A 17,132-nucleotide genomic window follows, 5' to 3' on the forward strand; every position below is an offset into this window, starting at 1 on the left:
CAGGATCGGAAAGCGCGCTCGTACCGGAGCGCAACGGGGGGCAAGTATGTCACCCGTTATTTCGAAGAAAATGCGAAAAAATACCGGGAATCCCCTGATAAAACGGGTCCGGGCGGTGGGGCCGGATGGGCGAGCGCCGCGTGGCGGGCTGCCTCCGATTTGTCCGACGTTTTGCATCGACGCGCACGGCCGCCGGAAAAATAATTGGTTGAACTGGACATTCGTTCGAGCCGGTGCGGACCTTGCACGGAATGGACGCTTTTCGTGCCGAATGCGCACGAATCTGCCAGGCCGCGCAGCGTCATGCGTGCGCCGGTCGAAAATAAAAGAAAAGGCGGGCAAGCCCTGTGGGCCTGCCCGCCTTGCGGGTGCGATGCGGCATTCAGTTGCGCCAGATCCGCACGGCGAGCGCGGCCAGCGACGTCACGACGGCCAGCGCGGTCACCGCATTCCAGCCCAGTTGCGCGAGCAACAAACTGCCGATCGCGGCACCGGCCGCCATCCCGATGAACATGCCGACGAACAGCACGGCGTTGAGGCGACTGCGCGACGCGGGGTCGATCCGGTAGACGATCGCCTGGTGCGCGATCAGCGTGGCCTGCACGCCGAGATCGAAGCCGATCGTCGCGATCGCGAGCAGCACGAGTTGCGCATGCGGCGACATCAGCGGTGCGGCGGCCATCGACGCGAACGACACCGTCGCGATGCCGATGCCGATGCGCGTGACGCGCTCGGGGCCGTGATGGTCGGCCAGACGCCCGGCGATCGGCGCGGCGAGCGCACCGGCCGCACCTGCGAGGCCGAACGCGCCCGCGGCTGCGCTGCCGAGGTGGAACGGTGCGCCGTGCAGCATCACCGCGAGCGTCGACCAGAACGCGCTGAATCCGATGGCCAGCAGCCCCTGCGCGAGCGCGGCGCGGCGCAGCGCCGGATGCTGGCGCCACAGCGCGCCGAGCGACCCGATCAGCGCGCGATACGGCAGGCGCGTGGTCGGCTCGAAGTGCGGCAACCCGCGCGCGGCCACGACGCCGATCGCAGCAACGCTGGCGGCCGCGAGCGCGAACATCGCGCGCCAGCCGGCCGTCTCGGCGACGAACCCGGCCACGACCCGCGACAGCAGGATGCCGAGCAGCAGCCCCGTCATCACCGTGCCGACGATGCGGCCGCGATGCGCGTCGTGCGCGAGCGTCGCGGCGGCCGGCACGACGTCCTGCGCCATCGTCGCGGCGAGGCCGATCGCGAAGCTTGCCGCGAGCAGCAGCCCGAGCGACGGTGCGATGGCGGCGAGCAGCAGCGCGACGACCAGCGTCGCGGCCTTGGTCACGATCACGCGGCGGCGGTCGAAGCGGTCGCCGAGCGGCGCGAGCAGCAGGATGCCGAGCGCATAGCCGAGCTGCGTGAGCGTCGGCACGAAGCCGATCGCGCGTGCCGACGCGCCGAGATCGGGCCCGAGCGCGCCGAGCATCGGCTGCGAATAGTAGAGCGGGGCGACGCCGAGGCCGGCGGCGGCGGCGAGCAGCAGCACGAGCCGGCGATCGGGCATCGAATGGGCGGCCGGATGGGCCGGGGCGTGCGCTGCGCGGGGTGCGGCGTCGAGACGGGACGGGGTGGACATGGCGTGCATCCTGGGTGCGATGAAGGAATGGACGCGAGTGTGGCGGCACGCGGTCGGCCACGGTAGTGCCGCTCTGCGCAGATTTGTTATACGCTCCACGAATGACCGAAAAATCTCCTTTCTCTCCCGCTGCTGGCGGGTCTGCGCGCATTCAGGCCGTGCCGGTGGACGGTGCCGGCTATCGTTTCGAGCTGATGGAAACCTTCGTGCGCATAGTCGAGGCCGGCAGCCTGTCGGCCGCGGCCGCGCAACTGCATACGACACAGCCGACGATCAGCCGGCGGCTGCAGGCGCTCGAACGCTCGCTCGGCATGCGCCTGCTGCAGCGGACCACGCACACGATGCGGCTGACCGTCGACGGCGAGCGCTGCTTCAAGCGCGCGAAGGAACTGCTCGCGAACTGGGCGGCGTTCGAAGCCGATCTGCGCGGTGCGCAGGAGGAGCCCGACGGGCTGCTGCGGGTCGCGGTGCCGCACGCGTTCGGGCAGGAGCGTTTCGTCGAGCCGCTCGCGCGGTTCCTGCGCGACTATCCGCGCGTGTCGGTCGAGTGGCTGCTGCAGGACGAAGTGCGGGATTTCGTCGGCAGCGGCATCGATTGCGCGATCCAGGTGGGTGAGCCGACCGATCCGGCCGTGGTCGCGATCCGGCTCTCGAAGGTACCGCGCTTCGTGGTCGCCGCACCGTCCGTGCTGAACGGCGCGGAGGTGCCGGCCGACCCCGACGCGCTCGCCGCGTTGCCGTGGCTCGCGCTGCGCACGTACTACCGTACCGAGCTGGCGCTCACGCATTCGGTCACGGGCGAAACGCGGCGCATTGCGATCCGCCCGCGCATCACGACCGCGAACCTGTACGCGCTGCGCAGCGCGGCGCTGCTGGGGGTGGGTGCGTGTGTCGGTTCGTCATGGATGCTGGCCGACCACCTCGCGCGCGGCGAACTCGTCCATCTCGCGCCCGAGTGGCAGGCCGCGCCGTTGCCCGTCTACCTGACCTACCCGCATGCGCAGTTCTATCCGTCGCGGCTCGTGCGGTTCGCCGCGATGATGCGCGAGGCCGTGCCGGGGCTCGTCGAAGGGCGCGAAGCCTGACGCGGAATACGGGATGGGCCGCGAGCGGAGGGCGGCGGGCGGCCGCAGCGGCTTCAGCCGCGCCGGATTCCTTCGGGCAGCGCGCTGATGCGGCGTACCTCCGGCGAATCGAGCCACGCACGCGACGTCGCGCAGTCGGCGAACATGTCGGTCGCATCCTCGCCCCAGAACAGGTCGCCGTCGAGTGCGAAGGTCGGCACGCCGAATACGCCGTGCGCGATCGCATCGTCGGTGTTCGCGCGCAGCGCGTCCTTCACCGGCTGGGCTTCGACGGCGGTCACGCCTTCCGGAAAGCCGACCGCTTCGCACAGCGCGGCGAAGCCTTCCGGCGTCGACACGTCCTGGCCGTCGCGCCAGATATGCCGGAAGATCCGCTGGATCGCGTCGAGCGAATTGCCCATCGCGATCGCGAGGCGCAGCGGCTTGATCGGATTGAACGGGTGTGCGGGCGGCATCCGGAACGGGATGCCGAGCTTGTCCGCGCGATATTGCGCGTGGCGATAGGTGAAGACGCGTTTCGCCGCGATCTCGGCCGGCGCTTTCTGGCCCCAGTGCGCGAGCAGTGCGCCGAGCACGATGGGCCGCGGCTCGAACGCGGCGGCGGCCGGCAACCGGTCGAATTGTTCCTGCTGCAGGTAGGCGAACGGCGAAACGAAATCGAAATACCAGGTGGCGGTGCGCGCGGCGTTCATGGTGGCTGCCCTCAAGCGTGTCCGGTTGGCGGTGGCACGCGCGGCACGCCCGCAGGCGGCGCGATACGTGCATCGGCGGCCAGTGTCGCACGCGGCCGCCTTTTGCGCTGTTGCGTGGCCAGGGGTGCGCAGCCGCTTGTGACCGGCGCTTACGACCGCTTATGACGCTGCGTCGCCGTGGCCCGCTGCCGACGCGAGCCGCGCGAGGCTGTCACGCACGGCCACTGCGTCGTAGCGTGCGCCTGTGCCGCCGAGCGCCACGGTCGCCTTCTGCGCGAGCGGCAACAGCATCGCGAGCGCCGCCGCCATGGCCGGCGCGTCGGCGAGCCGCGATTTCGGGCCCGATACGGTCAGCGCGCCGACACACTCGCCGGCTGCACCGAACACGGGCGCGGATGCCGAAGCCGTCTCCGGGTCGCGCTCGCCGTACGACGCGGCCCAGAGCTGTTCGCGCACATCGTTCCATTGCGCATCCTGCATGTCGGTGAAGGCCAGCAGCACCTTCCCGGACGCGCCCTGGCGAACCGGAAATTCCTCACCGACACGAATCGACACGCGCACCGCACGGGCGGGCTCGACCCGGTACAGCACCGAGCGCATGTCGCCCTGGCGCACATAGAACGACGCCGTTTCGCCAAGTTCGCGGCTCAGCGTCTCGAGTAGCGGCTCGACCACCGGGCCCACCCGGAACGAACGCTGATACAGCGCGGCGAGCCGCAGCGGCTCGTGCCCGATCGCGTACTGGCCGTCATCGAGCTTGCGCATGAAGCCGCCATGTTCGAGCGCCGCGAGCAGGCGCAGGATCGTGCTCTTGTACAGCCCGGTGCGGCGCGACAGCTCCGCGAGCGACAGCCGGTCGTCGCTTTGCCCGAACGCACGGAGGATCGCGAACGCGCGATCGAGAACAGCGACGCCGCTGGATGCTTCTTCGGCCGGCGAATCGGGCTCGCTGCCGGCGTGATCGGTTTGAGTCTTGGCCACTGCCTGCTTCCTTCTGAGGATGATCGGTCGACTATATCGTTCTGCCTGACAGAACTCAAGTTCCAGAAAATCGCAATTTCACGGGTATACCCCGCTTACCGCCCATTCGACGCACGCTTAGAGTTCTATCAAACAGAACGATGTTCTTTCAGATAGAACGATGGAGTGTCAAATGAGCGTTTCCGAATACCCGAAGGTGCTGGTCAGCGAGGTCGGGCCGCGCGACGGCCTGCAGAGCATCAAGGCCGTGATGCCGACGGCCGGCAAGCTGAGCTGGATTACCGCGCTGGCCGCGGCCGGCCTGCGCGAGATCGAGGTCGGGTCGTTCGTGCCGGCCAGGCTGTTGCCGCAGATGGCCGATGTGCGAGAAGTCGTCGCGCACGCGCTGGCGATTCCCGGGCTGCACGTCGCCGCGCTCGCGCCGAACCTGCGCGGCGCCGAGGGCGCATTCGAGGCAGGCGTGCACAAGCTGACGCTGCCGGTATCGGTGACGGAGGCGCATTCGCTGGCGAACATCCGCAAGACGCCCGCGCAGATGATCGACGAGGTGCGCGCGATCGTCGCGCTGCGCGATGCGCGGTTTCCGTCGGTGCAGATCGAGGCGGGCGTGTCGGTCGCATTCGGCTGCACGATCGCGGGCGCCGTCAGCGACGACGAGACGATCGCGATGGCGGTGGCGATGGCCGAATGCGGTGTCGACGAGATCGGGCTGTCCGACACGAGCGGTTATGCGAACCCGGCGCAGGTGCGCCGGCTGTTCGCCCGGCTGCACCGCGAAGTCGGCGACAAGGCGGGCGGCGCGCATTTCCACAATACGCGCGGGCAGGGGCTCGCGAACGTCGTCGCGGCGCTCGACGCGGGCGTGACGACGATCGACGCGAGCCAGGGCGGCCTCGGCGGTTGTCCCTATGCGCCGGGTGCGACCGGCAACATCGTCACCGAGGATCTCGTGTTCCTGCTCGAGTCGATGGGATTCGACACGGGTATCGACGTCGACGCGCTGCTTGCCGCGCGCGCGATCCTGCACGCGGTGCTGCCGGCCGAGGCGTTGTACGGCCACGTGCCGGACGCCGGGTTGCCGAAGGGCTTCCGTTACGCGGACGGCCGTTCTCCGACCGCGGCGCAACCGGAAGGATGCCTGACGGGAGTCGCGCAATGAACGAACACCAACCGGCTTCGGCGCTGCCGTACGCAGGCACGCGCGTGATCGAGATGACGCACATGGTGATGGGCCCGACCTGCGGGATGCTGCTCGCCGATCTCGGCGCGGACGTCATCAAGATCGAACCGATCGCGGGCGACAGCACGCGTGCGCTGCGCGGTTCGGGCGCGGGCTTCTTCGGGATGTTCAATCGCAACAAGAGGAGCCTTGCCGTCGACGTGAAAGATCCGCGCGGGCTGGAGATCGTGCTGCGGCTCGTCGCGACGGCGGATGTCTTCAGCGAGAACTTCAAGAGCGGCACGATGGATCGGCTCGGCCTCGGCTATCCGGCGCTGAATTCGCTGAATCCGAGCCTCGTGTACGTGTCGCACAAGGGCTTCCTGCCGGGGCCGTACGAGCATCGCACCGCGCTCGACGAAGTCGTGCAGATGATGGGCGGCCTCGCGTACATGACGGGCCCGGAAGGGCGGCCGCTGCGCGCGGGCGCGAGCGTGAACGACATCATGGGCGGCATGTTCGGCGCGATCGGCGCGATGGCCGCGCTCGCGCAGCGCGAGCGCACCGGCCGCGGCCAGCAGGTACAGAGTTCGCTGTTCGAGAACAACGTGTTCCTCGTCGCGCAGCACATGATGCAGTTCGCAGTGACGGGGCACGCCGCGTCGCCGATGCCGAGCCGGATTTCCGCGTGGGCCGTCTACGACGTGTTTGCCGTCAGGGATGGCGAGCAGATTTTTCTCGCGGTCGTGTCGGACACGCAGTGGGCGCTGTTCTGCGATGCATTCGGCCTGACTGCGCTGAAGGACGATCCGCGCCTCGCGACCAACAACCTGCGCGTGCAGGCGCGCGACTGGCTGCTGCCCGAGTTGCGCGCGCGGCTCGCGCCGCATTCGGCCGCGGAGATCGGCGCGATCTTCGAATCGAACGGCCTGCCGTACGCGCCGATCACGAAACCGCAGGACCTGTTCGACGACCCGCACCTGCTCGCCACGGGCGGTCTCGAGGCCGTGACGCTGCCGGCCGATGCGAGTAGCGCCGGGCGGCCGGTCGACACACGCACCGCGCTGCTGCCGCTGACGCTTGCCGGTGAACGTCTGCGGCTGCGCACGGCACCCCCCGCACTCGGCCAGGACACGCGCGCGCTGCTCGGCGAGCTCGGCTACACGCCGGACGATGCGCGTGCGCTGATCGAAGCCGGTGTCGTCGCGGGGCAGCATGGCGCGGACGACGCGGCACCGGGCGGCGCGCCGTCGCCGAACGAACTGGCGAGCGCGTAGCGCGGCCGGGATTCATCGAACGAACAAAGGCGGCCCGGCCGTGCCACGCGCGGGCGCGGACCGCCCCATCCACGGAGACAACCATGACATCCGCTTCCCCGGCACTGGCCGCCGATCGCGAGACCGACGCGTCGATCGAGCAACGGGCCGTGCGCAAGGCCGCGTGGCGCTTCATCCCGCTGCTCGCGCTCGCGTACTTCTTCAACTACCTGGACCGCACGAGCGTCGGGTTCGCGGCGCTCACGATGAACCGCGATCTCGGGCTGACCGCAACGCAGTTCGGCTGGGGCGCGGGAATCATGTTCGCCGGCTACTGCGTGTTCGAGGTGCCGAGCAATCTCGCGCTGTACCGCTTCGGCGCGCGCCGCTGGCTCGCCCGCATCATGATCACGTGGGGCGTGATGGCGGCCGCGACCGCGCTCGCGACCGGGCCGACGAGTTTCTACGCGATCCGGCTGCTGCTCGGCATCGGCGAGGCCGGATTCTTTCCGGGCGTGATCTTCTTCCTCGCGGTGTGGTTTCCGGCGAGCTACCGCACGCGTGTGCTCGCGTGGTTCACCGTGTCGACGCCGCTGTCGTCGTTGATCGGCGGTCCGTTGTCGACGTGGCTGCTGCAGCTCGACGGTGTGCTCGGGCTCGCCGGCTGGAAGTGGATGTTCATCGTCGAAGGGCTGCCGGCGTGCGCGCTCGGCTTTTTCGTGCTGAAGCTGCTGTCCGATTCGCCTGCGCATGCCGCGTGGCTGTCGGACGATGAGCGTGCGGCGCTGCAGCGTGCGTTCGAGCGCGACGGCGCGGCCGCCGGCCGCAAGAAGCGCTTCGGTGTCGCGCTGCGCGACGTGCGCGTGTATGTGCTCGCGCTGATCTCGTTCGGCTTCACGATGGGGTCCTACGGGATCGGCATCTGGCTGCCGCAGATGCTGAAGGCGCACGGCATGTCGACGATGCAGACGGGCTGGCTGTCCGCGGTGCCGTACTTCTTCGCGACCGTCGCGCTGCTGTGGTGGGCGAAGCGCGTGGACCGGCGCGGCGGCCCGGTCGCGAACCTGGCGATCGGGCTGTTCATCGGTGCGGTGGCGCTCGGCGTGTCGACGCACTTCCTGACGCTCGGGCCGGCACTCGTCGGCATCACGCTCGCGCTGATCGGCACGATCGCCGGCCGCACGATCTTCTACACGCTGCCCTCGCGCTTCCTGTCCGGCCAGGCCGCGGCCGGCGGGCTCGCGCTGATCAACTCGATCGGCGCGCTCGGCGGCTTCGCGGGCCCTTATCTCGTCGGCTACCTGAAGGACAGCTTCGGCACCTTTACCGCCGGCATGCTCGGCCTCGCGATCGTGCTCGCGATCACGACGCTGCTCACGCTGTCGCTGTATGCGTTCGACCGGAGCGAGTGACATGGACACGACGATTTCGATCAAGCGACGCCGGCTGCTCGGCGCGGCCGCCGCATCGCTCGCGCTGCCCGCGTTCACCGGGACGCGCGCGGCGACCCAGGAAGGAGTTTCCCGCATGACGACGCAAAGCAACTATCTCGCGGTCCGCCCCGACTGGCTCGCGTCGGCACTCGAACCCGCGCTCGAGCCCGACCTGCCGATCGTCGACGCGCATCATCATTTCTATGAACGGCCGGGCTGGATCTACATGCTCGACGACTATCTGCAGGATGCGCGCTCGGGCCACAACATCCAGGCGTCCGTCTACATGCAGGCGCAGACGCGCTATCGCGAATCGGGCCCGGCCGAACTGAAACCGGTGGGCGAGACGGCCTACGTCGCGGGCGTGACCGAGCCGCTGCAGCACGGCCCGGTGGCGGTCGCGAAAGGCATCGTCGGCCACGCGGACCTGCGTCTCGGCGAACGCGTGCGCGAGGTGCTCGAAACGCACCTCGAAGCCGGTCGCGGGCGCTTCCGCGGGGTTCGTCACCTGACGACATGGGATGCCGATCCGACACTCGCCAATCCGCTGTCGGCGGTGCCGCGCGGGCTGCTGCTCGATCCCGCGTACCGCGCAGGCGTCGCGCAGCTCGCGCCGCTCGGGCTTTCGTATGATGCGTGGCTGTTTTTTCCGCAACTGCCCGAATTGTTCGAGCTCGCGAAGGCGAACCCCGATACGCGCGTTATCGTCAATCACTGCGGCGGTGTCGTGCGGATCGCCAGTTATGCAGACAAGCGGCCGGAGGTGTTCGAGCGCTGGTCGGCGTCGATGCGCAGGCTCGCGCAACTGCCGAACGTGTACGTGAAGGTCGGCGGCCTCGGGATGCGCATCAACGGTTTCGATTTCGAGAAGGGCGAACGGCCGCCGTCGTCCGTGCAGCTCGCGGACACGTGGAAGCCGTGGATGATGACCTGCATCGACGCGTTCGGGCCCGAGCGCTGCATGTTCGAGAGCAATTTCCCGGTCGACAAGGGTTCGTATTCGTTCGTGAACGGCTGGAATGCATTCAAGCGGCTGACCGCGCAGGCGAGCCCGGACGAGCGCGATGCGCTGTTCCGCGGCACGGTCACGCGCGCCTACCGGCTCGGCTGACGCGCGCCGCGACGGGCCCGGCGTTTGCTTACCCGGCCTCCACCAGCGCCGCCAGCCGCGCCAGTGCCATTTGCCAGCCGGTCTCGTTGTCGGCGGCCGGCACGCCGGGCGGTACCCCGTCGTGCACGGCATCCACGCGCGTGCCGCCCGCTTCGTCGGACAGCGTGATCGTGATCGTCATCGCGCCGCGCAGCATCGGATCGTCGGTTTCGAACACGTCGATCTCGACGATCTGCTCGTCCGGCACGAGCGTGACGAAGCGGCCGTGATAGGTATCGGTGCGCGCGGTGGTCTTGCCGGTGCCGGCCGACGGCGCGTCGTAGCTCAGCGACACGCGCAGCGCGCCGCCTTCGCGCGCGTCGTATGCATGCACGCGGCAGGTCATGCCGTCGGGCACTTTCCATTGCTCGACCGCGTGCGGATCGAGCAGCGCGCGGTAGACGCGCCCGCGCGGGGCGTTCAGGTGCCGGCTGACCCGGGTCGAATGCGTGTGCGTGTGCAACATGTTGCCTCCCGCGGAGCGCGCGCGACGGTGCACGCCGGAGGCCGGCGTGTCGTCATGCTTCCTTCAGGAATCCTAGGCGCGCGAGAGGCGGCATGCAACGACCGCGCACACGGCCGGCCGCGCTTAGCGCAGCGCGGCCGCGAAGGCGTCGAGCTGCGTGATGCAGGTGTTCCAGCCCTCGAAGAAGCCGAGCGCTTCGTGGCGCTCGCGCGTGGCGGCGTCGGGATGCATCACGCGCGCCTCGTAGCGGCTGCCCGCATCGTCGTCGGCCATCGTGATGATCGCCGTGAAGCCCATCCACGGCGCCTGCGGCCGCCAGCCGCCCGCGAGCATCGACGTGAACGCGATGCGCGATTCCGGCACGATTTCGAGGAAGCAGCCGGGATTGTCGCTGCTGCCGCCGTCGGGGCCGCGCATGAGCGTGTGGAAGGCGCCGCCCGGGCGCAGGTCGAATGCGCGCACCTCGGTGGTCCACGGCTTCGGGCACCACCATTCCTTCAGCAGTTCGGGGTCGGTCCATGCCCGCCACAGCGCGTGGCGCGGCGCACGCAGCGTGCGCGTGATGACGAGATCGTGGGTTTCAACGGGTTCGACGGGGCTTGCTGACATCTTGTTCCTCCTGGTGACGGCGTTCGACGAATTCGACGAGACGATCGGATCGTGCTTCCCACAGCGCGCGCTGCTCGGCGAGCCATGCCTCGGCTTCGGTCAGCCGGCTGCCGACCAGCGTGCAGGTGCGCGAGCGGCCGGCTTTCCGCGTCTGCACGAGGCCGCTGCGCTCGAGCACCGCGACGTGCTTCATGAACGACGGCAGCGCCATGTCGAACGGCGCGGCCAGCGCGGAGACGGTCCGCTCGCCGCGGCCGAGCGCACTGACGATCGCGCAGCGCGTCGGATCGGCGAGGGCGTGGAAGACGTCGCTGATGCCGGGTTTAAAGTTAGCCATGTGGCTAAGTATAGGGGAGACGAACGGCGATGCAACGGAATTTTTCGTCGCGTAGGATGATGGGGCGGTAACGCGTGCCGACCGGGTGCGGCGTTGCCGTGCGCCTGCCGCCGTTGCGCGAGCCGCGACGGCCGGCCGGTGTTCCTTCCGATCCGGATGCACGCCGAACCCGCGCGTGCGACCCAACTGACTACCGGAGTGGGCATGACCGAATCCGTTACCGTCCGCCGCGTCGACGCGGACGAAGCGACGAGCCGTGTTGAAGCGCTGGCCGACGTGCTGATCGATTGCGTCGAGGGCGGCGCGTCCGTCAGCTTCATGTTGCCGATCGCGCGGCCGACCGCCGTCGCGTTCTGGACCAATGTCGCCGACGGCGTCGCGAACGGCGAGCGCATCCTGCTCGTTGCCGAGGACACGGCCGGCCGGATCGTCGGCACCGTGCAGGTCGTGACCGCGCAGCCCGAGAACCAGCCGCATCGCGCGGATATCTCGAAGATGCTGGTGTCGCGGCATGCGCGCCGGCAGGGCATCGCCGCCCGGCTGATGGCAGCGGCCGACGTCGCCGCGCGCGATGCCGGCAAGACCGTGCTCGTGCTCGACACCGTGACGGGCAGCGACGCCGAGCGGCTGTACGAGCGGGCCGGCTGGCAGCGCGTCGGCGTCGTGCCGAACTATGCGCTGATGCCTGACGGCACGCTCTGCGCGACGACGTATTTCCACAAGCAGCTCGCGTAACGGGGCGCGCCATGCATCCGGTCGCCCCGGCGCTCGTGTTCGTCACGCTTGCGGCCGGTCTCGTCGCGCTGCTCGCGCCTGCGTGGCTGGCCACCGTGTGGCGACGCCGCACGCAGGTGCCGCTTCGCGTGTTTTTCTACGGCATGCTGACCTTCTTCGTGTTCCAGCCGGTATTGCGCATGTCGTGGCAGATTCCGCTGTTCCGCTGGCTCGCGCACGATCCGCGCTGGCACGTGCCGATGCTCGTGTTCGCGGCGCTGACGGCCGGGCTCTTCGAGGAGTGCGGGCGCTGGGTCGCCTTCCGGTATCTGCTGCCGAAGCGGCATGACACGCCGACGGCCGTGATGCTCGGGCTCGGGCACGGCGGGCTGGAGGCGATGCTGCTGGTCGGCGTCGGGTTTCTCGCGCTCGGCACGGGCTATCTGCTCGCGCACGCGGGTGTCGTGGTGCCCGAGGGTGTGCAGTCGCTGATCGGGTCGCAGTTCGCGGGCATGACGCTCGCGTCGCCGTTTCTCGCGCTGCTCGAGCGCGCAAGCGCGATGGCCGCGCATGTGGGGCTGTCGTTGATCGTGCTGCAGACGTTCGTGCGCGGGACGAAACGCTGGCTGGCGTATGCGATTGCGCTCCATTTCATGTTCGACCTCGTCGTCGTGCTGGCGACGCGGTACTGGCATGTCGATACGGTGTTGATCGAGGCGATCCTGTTCGTGTCCAGTGTCGCGCTCCTGTTGCTGGGCATTCGCTGGAGCCGCCGGGCGACGGGGGCCGGCGGCGCGAGCGCGGGGCACGTCGCCTGACGAGCAGGGCTCGGTTCAGCCGTTTGCGGCGGCGTTCGGCCGCTGGCCGGCCGGCGCATTTCCCGTTCGCCATCGGCTCGCGAGACTCAGGGCCATGCCGGCCGTGACGATCGCGATGCCGGCCAGCGCCGGCGCGTGCGGGCGTTCGCCGAGCAGCAGCATGGCCTCGAGCGTGGCGAGCAGCGGCATCAGCGCGGCGAAGGTCGCACCGACCGCCGGGCCGAGCGCGACGACGGCCCGGCTGAAGCAGTAGAGCGCCAGTACCGACATCAGCACGCCCTGGTAGATCGCCTGCGTCGCGATGGCCGCGACCGGCGCATGCAGCACCGCGCCGCCGCGCACGGCCAGATAGAGCGGGCAGTACAGCACCGCGGAGCCGACCGACACGATGGCCGTCGCGTGCAGCGCGCCGGCGGCGGCGCGTTTCGTCGTGACGTTATAGACGGCCCACAGCAGGCCGCCGAGCATGAACAGCACGAGGGCCGGCAGCCCGATCGCGCCGCGCCGCGCATCCGACGCAGCCAGCGCGATGCCGGCCAGGATCGCGACGATGCCCGCCACTTGCGCGGCGCTTAGCCGCTCGTGCGCGACCTGCGAGCCGAGGATCGCGGTGAACGCGATCATGCTGCCCGGCGTCAGCGCGAAGTAGCCGACCGGCGCGCGGCTCAACGCCGCCGCGACAGTCAGGATGTAGGGCGCGCCGGCACCGGTCACCATCAGCGCGACCGACGCCGGCCGCAGCGTGCCGAGGCCGCGGCGCAGCAGGACGGGCAGCAGCAGCGTGCCGGAGACGACGAAGCGGATGAACGCGATGTCGTACGCGTCGAGGGCCGAGTGCGTGACGCCGAGGCGCGTGACGACCGGAAAACCGCCCCAGATGAGCGCCGCGAGCAATCCGTAGCCGATGCCGGCGAGCTGTTCGTTTCGGTTCATGTGCCGTCCTTGTCGTGCGGCCGTGGCGAGCCGGTAGGGAGCAAGGATGCGGTGCGACCGGTAATGCGTCCAATATATTATTCAGGCGCTATTAGGTCGTAAAAAGTCTTTATTTGGACGAAGCGGCAGGTCGCAATGGTCAGCGCCGGCATATCTCCCCGGTCGCGGCGAGCGCAGGCTGGCGGCCGGGCTTCGTCCGGGAATGAAGCAGGGCCGGAGACGCCTCCAGTCCGATATATTCACGCAGGAAAACTTCAGCAGAACACCCCGGAACCACCGCCTCGATGAAACGCTCCCATGTCGCTTTCGCCCTCACGGGCCTGCTCGTCGCGCTGCCGATTGCCGCGTATGCGCTCGTCAAGCCGCTGCGTGTCGTCGCGCCCGCGCTGGTCCCGGGCGTGTCGTGCCCGAGCGCGGATATCTGCACGGACGATGCCGCGAAGCTCGGCGATGCGCGGCAGCTCTATCGCGACGGCTATGCGCGCGCGGCGGCAGCCGTCGGTGCATTTCAGGAGGCGCCGCGCGTGGTGTTCTGTTCGACGCGCGCGTGCGCCGATGCATTCGGCGTCGGCCAACGCGCGGCGCTGACGCTCGGGAATTTCGGCGTGGTCGTCGCGCCGCGCGGCTGGCAGACCTACTTTCTCGCGCACGAGCTGATCCATCACCGCCAGGCGGAAGTGCTCGGCAACCTGGCCGTCGCGACCAAGCCGCGCTGGCTGATCGAAGGCATGGCGTATTCGCTCAGCGACGATCCGCGCCATCCGCTGGCGGAGCCGTTCGAAGCGTGGCGCACGCGTTTTGCCGCCTGGAATGCGGCGCGCGGTGCGCAGCCGCTGTGGGATGCCGCGCGCGCGGTCGAATAGCGCGGCAGGACGCTGAAATACCGCTGCGCACGTCGGCACGCCAATTCACCGCACCGGCCGACGCGCCATGACGTTTTGCGCGACTACGCCGGTGCACCCGGATCGTCCCGCCCAACGGTGAGCGTGTCCCGCCCTGCCGCAAGGATTTCGTCCGCGAGCGCCGGATCCGTACCGGCGATCGCGCGCGACAGCACGAGCGCGCCGACCATCTGGCTGAAGACCGCGACCGCATCGCGACGCGTCTGTGCCGGCGTCGCGCCTTCCGCGGCCACCATCCGTTCCAGCCGATCGAGATACGTGGCGAGGCCGTGCGCATAGCACGCGCGCGCCGCATCGGTCAGTCGCGGTGCATCGCCCGCGAAACCGGACAGCGGGCATCCGGCCTCGACGTTGTCGCGATGCGCGGCCGACAGATACAGCGCCACCTGCGCGTCGAGGCTGCCGGCGTTCGGCGAATCCGCGCGGTCCTGCATCGCCTTGTCCATCACCTCGGCGACCAGCGCGTCCTTCGACTTGAAGTGGTTGTAGAAGCCGCCCTGCGTGAAGCCCGCTTCCTTCATCAATTCCGTGAGCCCGACCGCGTCGACGCCGCGCACGCGGAACAGCCGCTCGGCGGCCGCGACGATCGCGCTCCGGTTCTCGGCAGCCTGCTGTCTTGACACACCCATCGATCCCTCCCTGATTTTATCGATCGCGCCGATTGGAAAACACAATGGCGATCACCATTGACATGCCCGAGTTGCACGAACACAATGCACCGCAAAGACAATGGTGATCGACATTGACATCGAGTGTAGCCGACTTGGCGGATGGAGCAAAGCCGCTGCCGGGACACCGGATGGCAATCGGTCGGAGTCTTTGGCGCCGCAGGGGCAGGAAGGGCAGCGGAAGGCTCACCGTCTGCCACCTGGCGGCGCAACGGTTCGACAAGCGATGGCAGGCTGGTTTTCCACCGGATCTCACGCGCGGCGAGCCGGCGCGCATGCGATTCATCATGCGAAAGGAACGAACATGAAGATCGAAGGTGCAGTCGTTTTCATCACGGGCGCAAACCGCGGGCTCGGGCTCGAGTTTGCGAAGCAGGCGCTCGCCAGAGGGGCGCGCAAGGTTTATGCGGCGGCACGCGATCCGGCCACCGTGACGCTGCCGGGTGTCGTGCCGGTGAAGCTCGACGTGACCGATCCCGCGGCTGTCGCCGCGGCGGCCGATGCCGCACGCGACGTCACGCTGCTGATCAACAACGCGGGTATCGCGCGGCTCGGCAGCCTGACGGACGACGGCGCGCCCGACGCGTTGCGCGATCACTTCGAAACCAACGTGTTCGGGATGCTGGCGATGTCGCGCGCGTTCGCGGGCATTCTCGCCGGCCATGGCGGCGGCGCGATCCTGAACATCCTGTCGGTCGCGAGCTGGGTGAACCGGCCGATCCTGGCGGGCTACGGCGTGTCGAAATCGGCCGCATGGGCGCTGACCAACGGGCTGCGGCATTCGCTGCGCGAGCAGCACACGCAGGTCGTCGGGCTGCATGCCGGCTTCATCGATACCGACCTGACGGCCGGCCTCGACGTGCCGAAGGCGACGCCGGCCGATGTCGTGCGCCAGGCGTACGAAGCGATCGAAGCGGGGGAGGAGGAAGTGTCGACCGACGAGTTCACGCGGCAGGTGAAGGCCGCGCTGTCGTCGGGCGTCTATCTGGAAGAACCGGCGCCGCGTTGACGCCGCCGGAATTCCGCACCCGCCGCCCGCGCTGCTCGCGCAGAGCGGGCGGCATGGGCGGCATGGGCGGCGGGCCGTACCGTCAGACGGTGGTGTCGATGATGCCCGGGATCTTCACGTCCGGGTTCACGTCCGCGTCGTAGTCGACGCCGGCGATCTCGAAGCCGAACAAACGCAGGAACTCGGTCTTGTAGCCGGTGAAGTCGGTCAGTTCGTACAGGTTGTCGTTCGTCACGTGGTTCCACTGCGCGACGACCTTCGCCTGCACCTGCGGATCGAGCTCCTTGTAGTCCGCGCGCAGGCGGCCTTCTTCGTCGACGTGCGGCGTCGCGCCGTACAGGCTGTCCTTGAACAGGCCGTACACCTGCTCGATGCAGCCTTCGTGCGTGCCGGTTTCCTTCATCGTCTTGAACAGCAGCGACAGGTACAGCGGCATCATCGGGATCGCCGAGCTCGCCTGCGTGACGACGGCCTTCAGCACCGACACGCGCGCGTCGCCGCCGTGCGCGGCCAGCTTGTCGCGGATCGACAGCACCTTCTTGTCGAGATCCTTCTTCGCTTCGCCGATCGAGCCGTTCCAGTAGATGTCGTGCGTGATCTGTTCGCCGAGATACGTGAACGCGGTGGTCTTCGCGCCATCGGCCAGCACGCCGGCTTCATCGAGCGCGTCGATCCACATCTGCCAGTCCTCGCCGCCCATCACGGCGACGGTACCGTCGATCTCTTCCTGCGTCGCCGGTTCCAGCGTGACGTCGCGGATCACTTCCTTGTCGGTGTCGAGGCCGCGGAACGTGACCGTCTTGCCGATCGGCTTGAGCGTCGAGCTGATGGTCTCGCCCGTCTTCGGATGCGTGCGGCGCGGTGCCGCGAGGCTGTAGACGACGAGATCGACCTTGCCGAGATCCTGCTTGATGGTGTCGATCGTGACCTGCTTGACCTTGTCGGAGAATGCGTCGCCGTTGATGCTGCGCGCATAGCGCCCCTTTTCGGCGGCGAATTTCTCGAACGCGGCGCTGTTGTACCAGCCGGCCGTGCCCGGCTTCGTTTCGCTGCCGGCGCGCTCGAAGAACACGCCGAGCGTGTCCGCGTCGGAGCCGAAGGCGGCCGAGATCCGGGCGGCGAGGCCGTAGCCGGTCGACGCGCCGATCACGAGCACCTTTTTCGGGCCGTTGGCGATCGGGCCGTGCGAAGTCACGTAGTCGATCTGTTCCTTGACGTTGGCTTCGCAGCCGACCGGATGAGTCGTCACGCAGATGAAGCCACGCACGCGCGGTTTGATGATCATGGAAACCTCTAGTCAGAAAG

At 68.8% G+C, this 17,132-nt stretch carries 18 protein-coding genes; 9 read left to right on the forward strand and 9 right to left on the reverse strand.

Features of this window, described 5'->3' with window-relative positions; genetic code table 11:
• Positions 1–382: 382 nt before the first annotated feature.
• A complete protein-coding gene (locus tag BDI24065_RS12745) occupies positions 383–1,615 on the reverse strand; it encodes an MFS transporter (protein WP_175031559.1) in 1,233 nt (410 codons plus the stop codon).
• A 101-nt stretch (positions 1,616–1,716) separates the two neighbouring features.
• On the opposite strand from BDI24065_RS12745, the gene BDI24065_RS12750 reads away from it, so the two are divergent.
• Positions 1,717–2,700 carry a LysR family transcriptional regulator gene (locus BDI24065_RS12750; protein ID WP_175031560.1) on the forward strand — a complete coding sequence of 328 codons (984 nt, stop codon included), beginning with the start codon at positions 1,717–1,719 and terminating at the stop codon, positions 2,698–2,700.
• Between the two features lie 53 nt (positions 2,701–2,753).
• On the opposite strand, the gene BDI24065_RS12755 is transcribed toward BDI24065_RS12750, so the two are convergent.
• Both BDI24065_RS12755 and BDI24065_RS12760 read right to left on the reverse strand, forming a co-directional pair.
• Positions 2,754–3,392, reverse strand: a complete 639-nt coding sequence (locus tag BDI24065_RS12755) for a 2-hydroxychromene-2-carboxylate isomerase (RefSeq protein ID WP_175031561.1) — start codon at positions 3,390–3,392, stop codon at positions 2,754–2,756.
• Between the two features lie 159 nt (positions 3,393–3,551).
• The gene (locus BDI24065_RS12760) at positions 3,552–4,373 is read right to left on the reverse strand and encodes an IclR family transcriptional regulator (RefSeq protein WP_175031562.1); all 822 of its coding nucleotides are present in this window, start codon (positions 4,371–4,373) and stop codon (positions 3,552–3,554) included.
• 172 nt (positions 4,374–4,545) lie between these two features.
• On the opposite strand from BDI24065_RS12760, the gene BDI24065_RS12765 reads away from it, so the two are divergent.
• The 4 genes from BDI24065_RS12765 (at position 4,546) to BDI24065_RS12780 (ending at position 9,332) form a co-directional block, all read left to right on the forward strand.
• Complete coding sequence (locus BDI24065_RS12765) at positions 4,546–5,532, forward strand: hydroxymethylglutaryl-CoA lyase (RefSeq protein WP_175031563.1); 987 nt, start codon at positions 4,546–4,548, stop codon at positions 5,530–5,532.
• Positions 5,529–6,809 carry a CaiB/BaiF CoA transferase family protein gene (locus tag BDI24065_RS12770; protein ID WP_175031564.1) on the forward strand — a complete coding sequence of 427 codons (1,281 nt, stop codon included), beginning with the start codon at positions 5,529–5,531 and terminating at the stop codon, positions 6,807–6,809. Before BDI24065_RS12765 ends, BDI24065_RS12770 begins: the two co-directional genes overlap by 4 nt.
• Positions 6,810–6,892: 83 nt before the next feature.
• Positions 6,893–8,200 carry an MFS transporter gene (locus BDI24065_RS12775; RefSeq protein WP_175031565.1) on the forward strand — a complete coding sequence of 436 codons (1,308 nt, stop codon included), beginning with the start codon at positions 6,893–6,895 and terminating at the stop codon, positions 8,198–8,200.
• Between the two features lies 1 nt (position 8,201).
• Positions 8,202–9,332 (forward strand): amidohydrolase family protein, encoded by a 1,131-nt coding sequence (locus BDI24065_RS12780; RefSeq protein ID WP_175031566.1) that lies wholly within the window; start codon positions 8,202–8,204, stop codon positions 9,330–9,332.
• 28 nt (positions 9,333–9,360) lie between these two features.
• On the opposite strand, the gene BDI24065_RS12785 is transcribed toward BDI24065_RS12780, so the two are convergent.
• The 3 genes from BDI24065_RS12785 to BDI24065_RS12795 form a co-directional block, all read right to left on the reverse strand.
• Positions 9,361–9,837: an SRPBCC family protein gene (locus BDI24065_RS12785; protein ID WP_059487757.1), complete on the reverse strand. Its 477-nt coding sequence runs from the start codon at positions 9,835–9,837 to the stop codon at positions 9,361–9,363.
• A 123-nt stretch (positions 9,838–9,960) separates the two neighbouring features.
• Positions 9,961–10,446, reverse strand: a complete 486-nt coding sequence (locus BDI24065_RS12790; RefSeq protein WP_175031567.1) for an SRPBCC family protein — start codon at positions 10,444–10,446, stop codon at positions 9,961–9,963.
• Complete coding sequence (locus tag BDI24065_RS12795) at positions 10,418–10,783, reverse strand: ArsR/SmtB family transcription factor (protein WP_175031568.1); 366 nt, start codon at positions 10,781–10,783, stop codon at positions 10,418–10,420. The genes BDI24065_RS12790 and BDI24065_RS12795 overlap by 29 nt, the downstream gene beginning before the upstream one ends.
• 204 nt (positions 10,784–10,987) lie before the next feature.
• Here BDI24065_RS12795 and BDI24065_RS12800 point away from each other — a divergent pair, with 204 nt between their 5' ends.
• Positions 10,988–11,518, forward strand: a complete 531-nt coding sequence (locus BDI24065_RS12800) for a GNAT family N-acetyltransferase (RefSeq protein ID WP_175031569.1) — start codon at positions 10,988–10,990, stop codon at positions 11,516–11,518.
• A gap of 11 nt (positions 11,519–11,529) precedes the next feature.
• Positions 11,530–12,315 carry a YhfC family intramembrane metalloprotease gene (locus BDI24065_RS12805; RefSeq protein WP_175031570.1) on the forward strand — a complete coding sequence of 262 codons (786 nt, stop codon included), beginning with the start codon at positions 11,530–11,532 and terminating at the stop codon, positions 12,313–12,315.
• A gap of 15 nt (positions 12,316–12,330) precedes the next feature.
• Here the strand turns inward: BDI24065_RS12805 and BDI24065_RS12810 are convergent, their stop codons facing one another.
• On the reverse strand, positions 12,331–13,248 hold the full coding sequence (locus tag BDI24065_RS12810) for a DMT family transporter (protein WP_175031571.1): 918 nt from the start codon (positions 13,246–13,248) through the stop codon (positions 12,331–12,333).
• 284 nt (positions 13,249–13,532) lie between these two features.
• Between BDI24065_RS12810 and BDI24065_RS12815 the strand changes: the two genes are divergently transcribed.
• Positions 13,533–14,111 (forward strand): hypothetical protein, encoded by a 579-nt coding sequence (locus tag BDI24065_RS12815; protein WP_175031572.1) that lies wholly within the window; start codon positions 13,533–13,535, stop codon positions 14,109–14,111.
• An 83-nt stretch (positions 14,112–14,194) separates the two neighbouring features.
• On the opposite strand, the gene BDI24065_RS12820 is transcribed toward BDI24065_RS12815, so the two are convergent.
• Entirely contained in the window at positions 14,195–14,779 is a 585-nt protein-coding gene (locus BDI24065_RS12820; RefSeq protein WP_175031573.1) for a TetR/AcrR family transcriptional regulator, read from the reverse strand.
• 343 nt (positions 14,780–15,122) lie between these two features.
• Between BDI24065_RS12820 and BDI24065_RS12825 the strand changes: the two genes are divergently transcribed.
• Positions 15,123–15,827 (forward strand): SDR family oxidoreductase, encoded by a 705-nt coding sequence (locus tag BDI24065_RS12825; protein ID WP_175031574.1) that lies wholly within the window; start codon positions 15,123–15,125, stop codon positions 15,825–15,827.
• An 82-nt stretch (positions 15,828–15,909) separates the two neighbouring features.
• Here the strand turns inward: BDI24065_RS12825 and fabV are convergent, their stop codons facing one another.
• Positions 15,910–17,112 carry an enoyl-ACP reductase FabV gene (fabV, locus tag BDI24065_RS12830; RefSeq protein WP_175031575.1) on the reverse strand — a complete coding sequence of 401 codons (1,203 nt, stop codon included), beginning with the start codon at positions 17,110–17,112 and terminating at the stop codon, positions 15,910–15,912.
• Positions 17,113–17,132: the final 20 nt, after the last annotated feature.

The organism is Burkholderia lata (assembly GCF_902499025.1).
GTDB lineage: Bacteria > Pseudomonadota > Gammaproteobacteria > Burkholderiales > Burkholderiaceae > Burkholderia > Burkholderia lata_C.

What these genes read in the sequence shown, in the direction of transcription:
- BDI24065_RS12745 (WP_175031559.1), bottom strand. Translation starts at nt 1,615, where the DNA reads ATGTCCACCCCGTCCCGTCTCGACGCCGCACCCCGCGCAGCGCACGCC.
- BDI24065_RS12750 (WP_175031560.1), top strand. Translation starts at nt 1,717, where the DNA reads ATGACCGAAAAATCTCCTTTCTCTCCCGCTGCTGGCGGGTCTGCGCGC.
- BDI24065_RS12755 (WP_175031561.1), bottom strand. Translation starts at nt 3,392, where the DNA reads ATGAACGCCGCGCGCACCGCCACCTGGTATTTCGATTTCGTTTCGCCG.
- BDI24065_RS12765 (WP_175031563.1), top strand. Translation starts at nt 4,546, where the DNA reads ATGAGCGTTTCCGAATACCCGAAGGTGCTGGTCAGCGAGGTCGGGCCG.
- BDI24065_RS12770 (WP_175031564.1), top strand. Translation starts at nt 5,529, where the DNA reads ATGAACGAACACCAACCGGCTTCGGCGCTGCCGTACGCAGGCACGCGC.
- BDI24065_RS12775 (WP_175031565.1), top strand. Translation starts at nt 6,893, where the DNA reads ATGACATCCGCTTCCCCGGCACTGGCCGCCGATCGCGAGACCGACGCG.
- BDI24065_RS12780 (WP_175031566.1), top strand. Translation starts at nt 8,202, where the DNA reads ATGGACACGACGATTTCGATCAAGCGACGCCGGCTGCTCGGCGCGGCC.
- BDI24065_RS12785 (WP_059487757.1), bottom strand. Translation starts at nt 9,837, where the DNA reads ATGTTGCACACGCACACGCATTCGACCCGGGTCAGCCGGCACCTGAAC.
- BDI24065_RS12790 (WP_175031567.1), bottom strand. Translation starts at nt 10,446, where the DNA reads ATGTCAGCAAGCCCCGTCGAACCCGTTGAAACCCACGATCTCGTCATC.
- BDI24065_RS12795 (WP_175031568.1), bottom strand. Translation starts at nt 10,783, where the DNA reads ATGGCTAACTTTAAACCCGGCATCAGCGACGTCTTCCACGCCCTCGCC.
- BDI24065_RS12800 (WP_175031569.1), top strand. Translation starts at nt 10,988, where the DNA reads ATGACCGAATCCGTTACCGTCCGCCGCGTCGACGCGGACGAAGCGACG.
- BDI24065_RS12805 (WP_175031570.1), top strand. Translation starts at nt 11,530, where the DNA reads ATGCATCCGGTCGCCCCGGCGCTCGTGTTCGTCACGCTTGCGGCCGGT.
- BDI24065_RS12810 (WP_175031571.1), bottom strand. Translation starts at nt 13,248, where the DNA reads ATGAACCGAAACGAACAGCTCGCCGGCATCGGCTACGGATTGCTCGCG.
- BDI24065_RS12815 (WP_175031572.1), top strand. Translation starts at nt 13,533, where the DNA reads ATGAAACGCTCCCATGTCGCTTTCGCCCTCACGGGCCTGCTCGTCGCG.
- BDI24065_RS12820 (WP_175031573.1), bottom strand. Translation starts at nt 14,779, where the DNA reads ATGGGTGTGTCAAGACAGCAGGCTGCCGAGAACCGGAGCGCGATCGTC.
- BDI24065_RS12825 (WP_175031574.1), top strand. Translation starts at nt 15,123, where the DNA reads ATGAAGATCGAAGGTGCAGTCGTTTTCATCACGGGCGCAAACCGCGGG.
- fabV (WP_175031575.1), bottom strand. Translation starts at nt 17,112, where the DNA reads ATGATCATCAAACCGCGCGTGCGTGGCTTCATCTGCGTGACGACTCAT.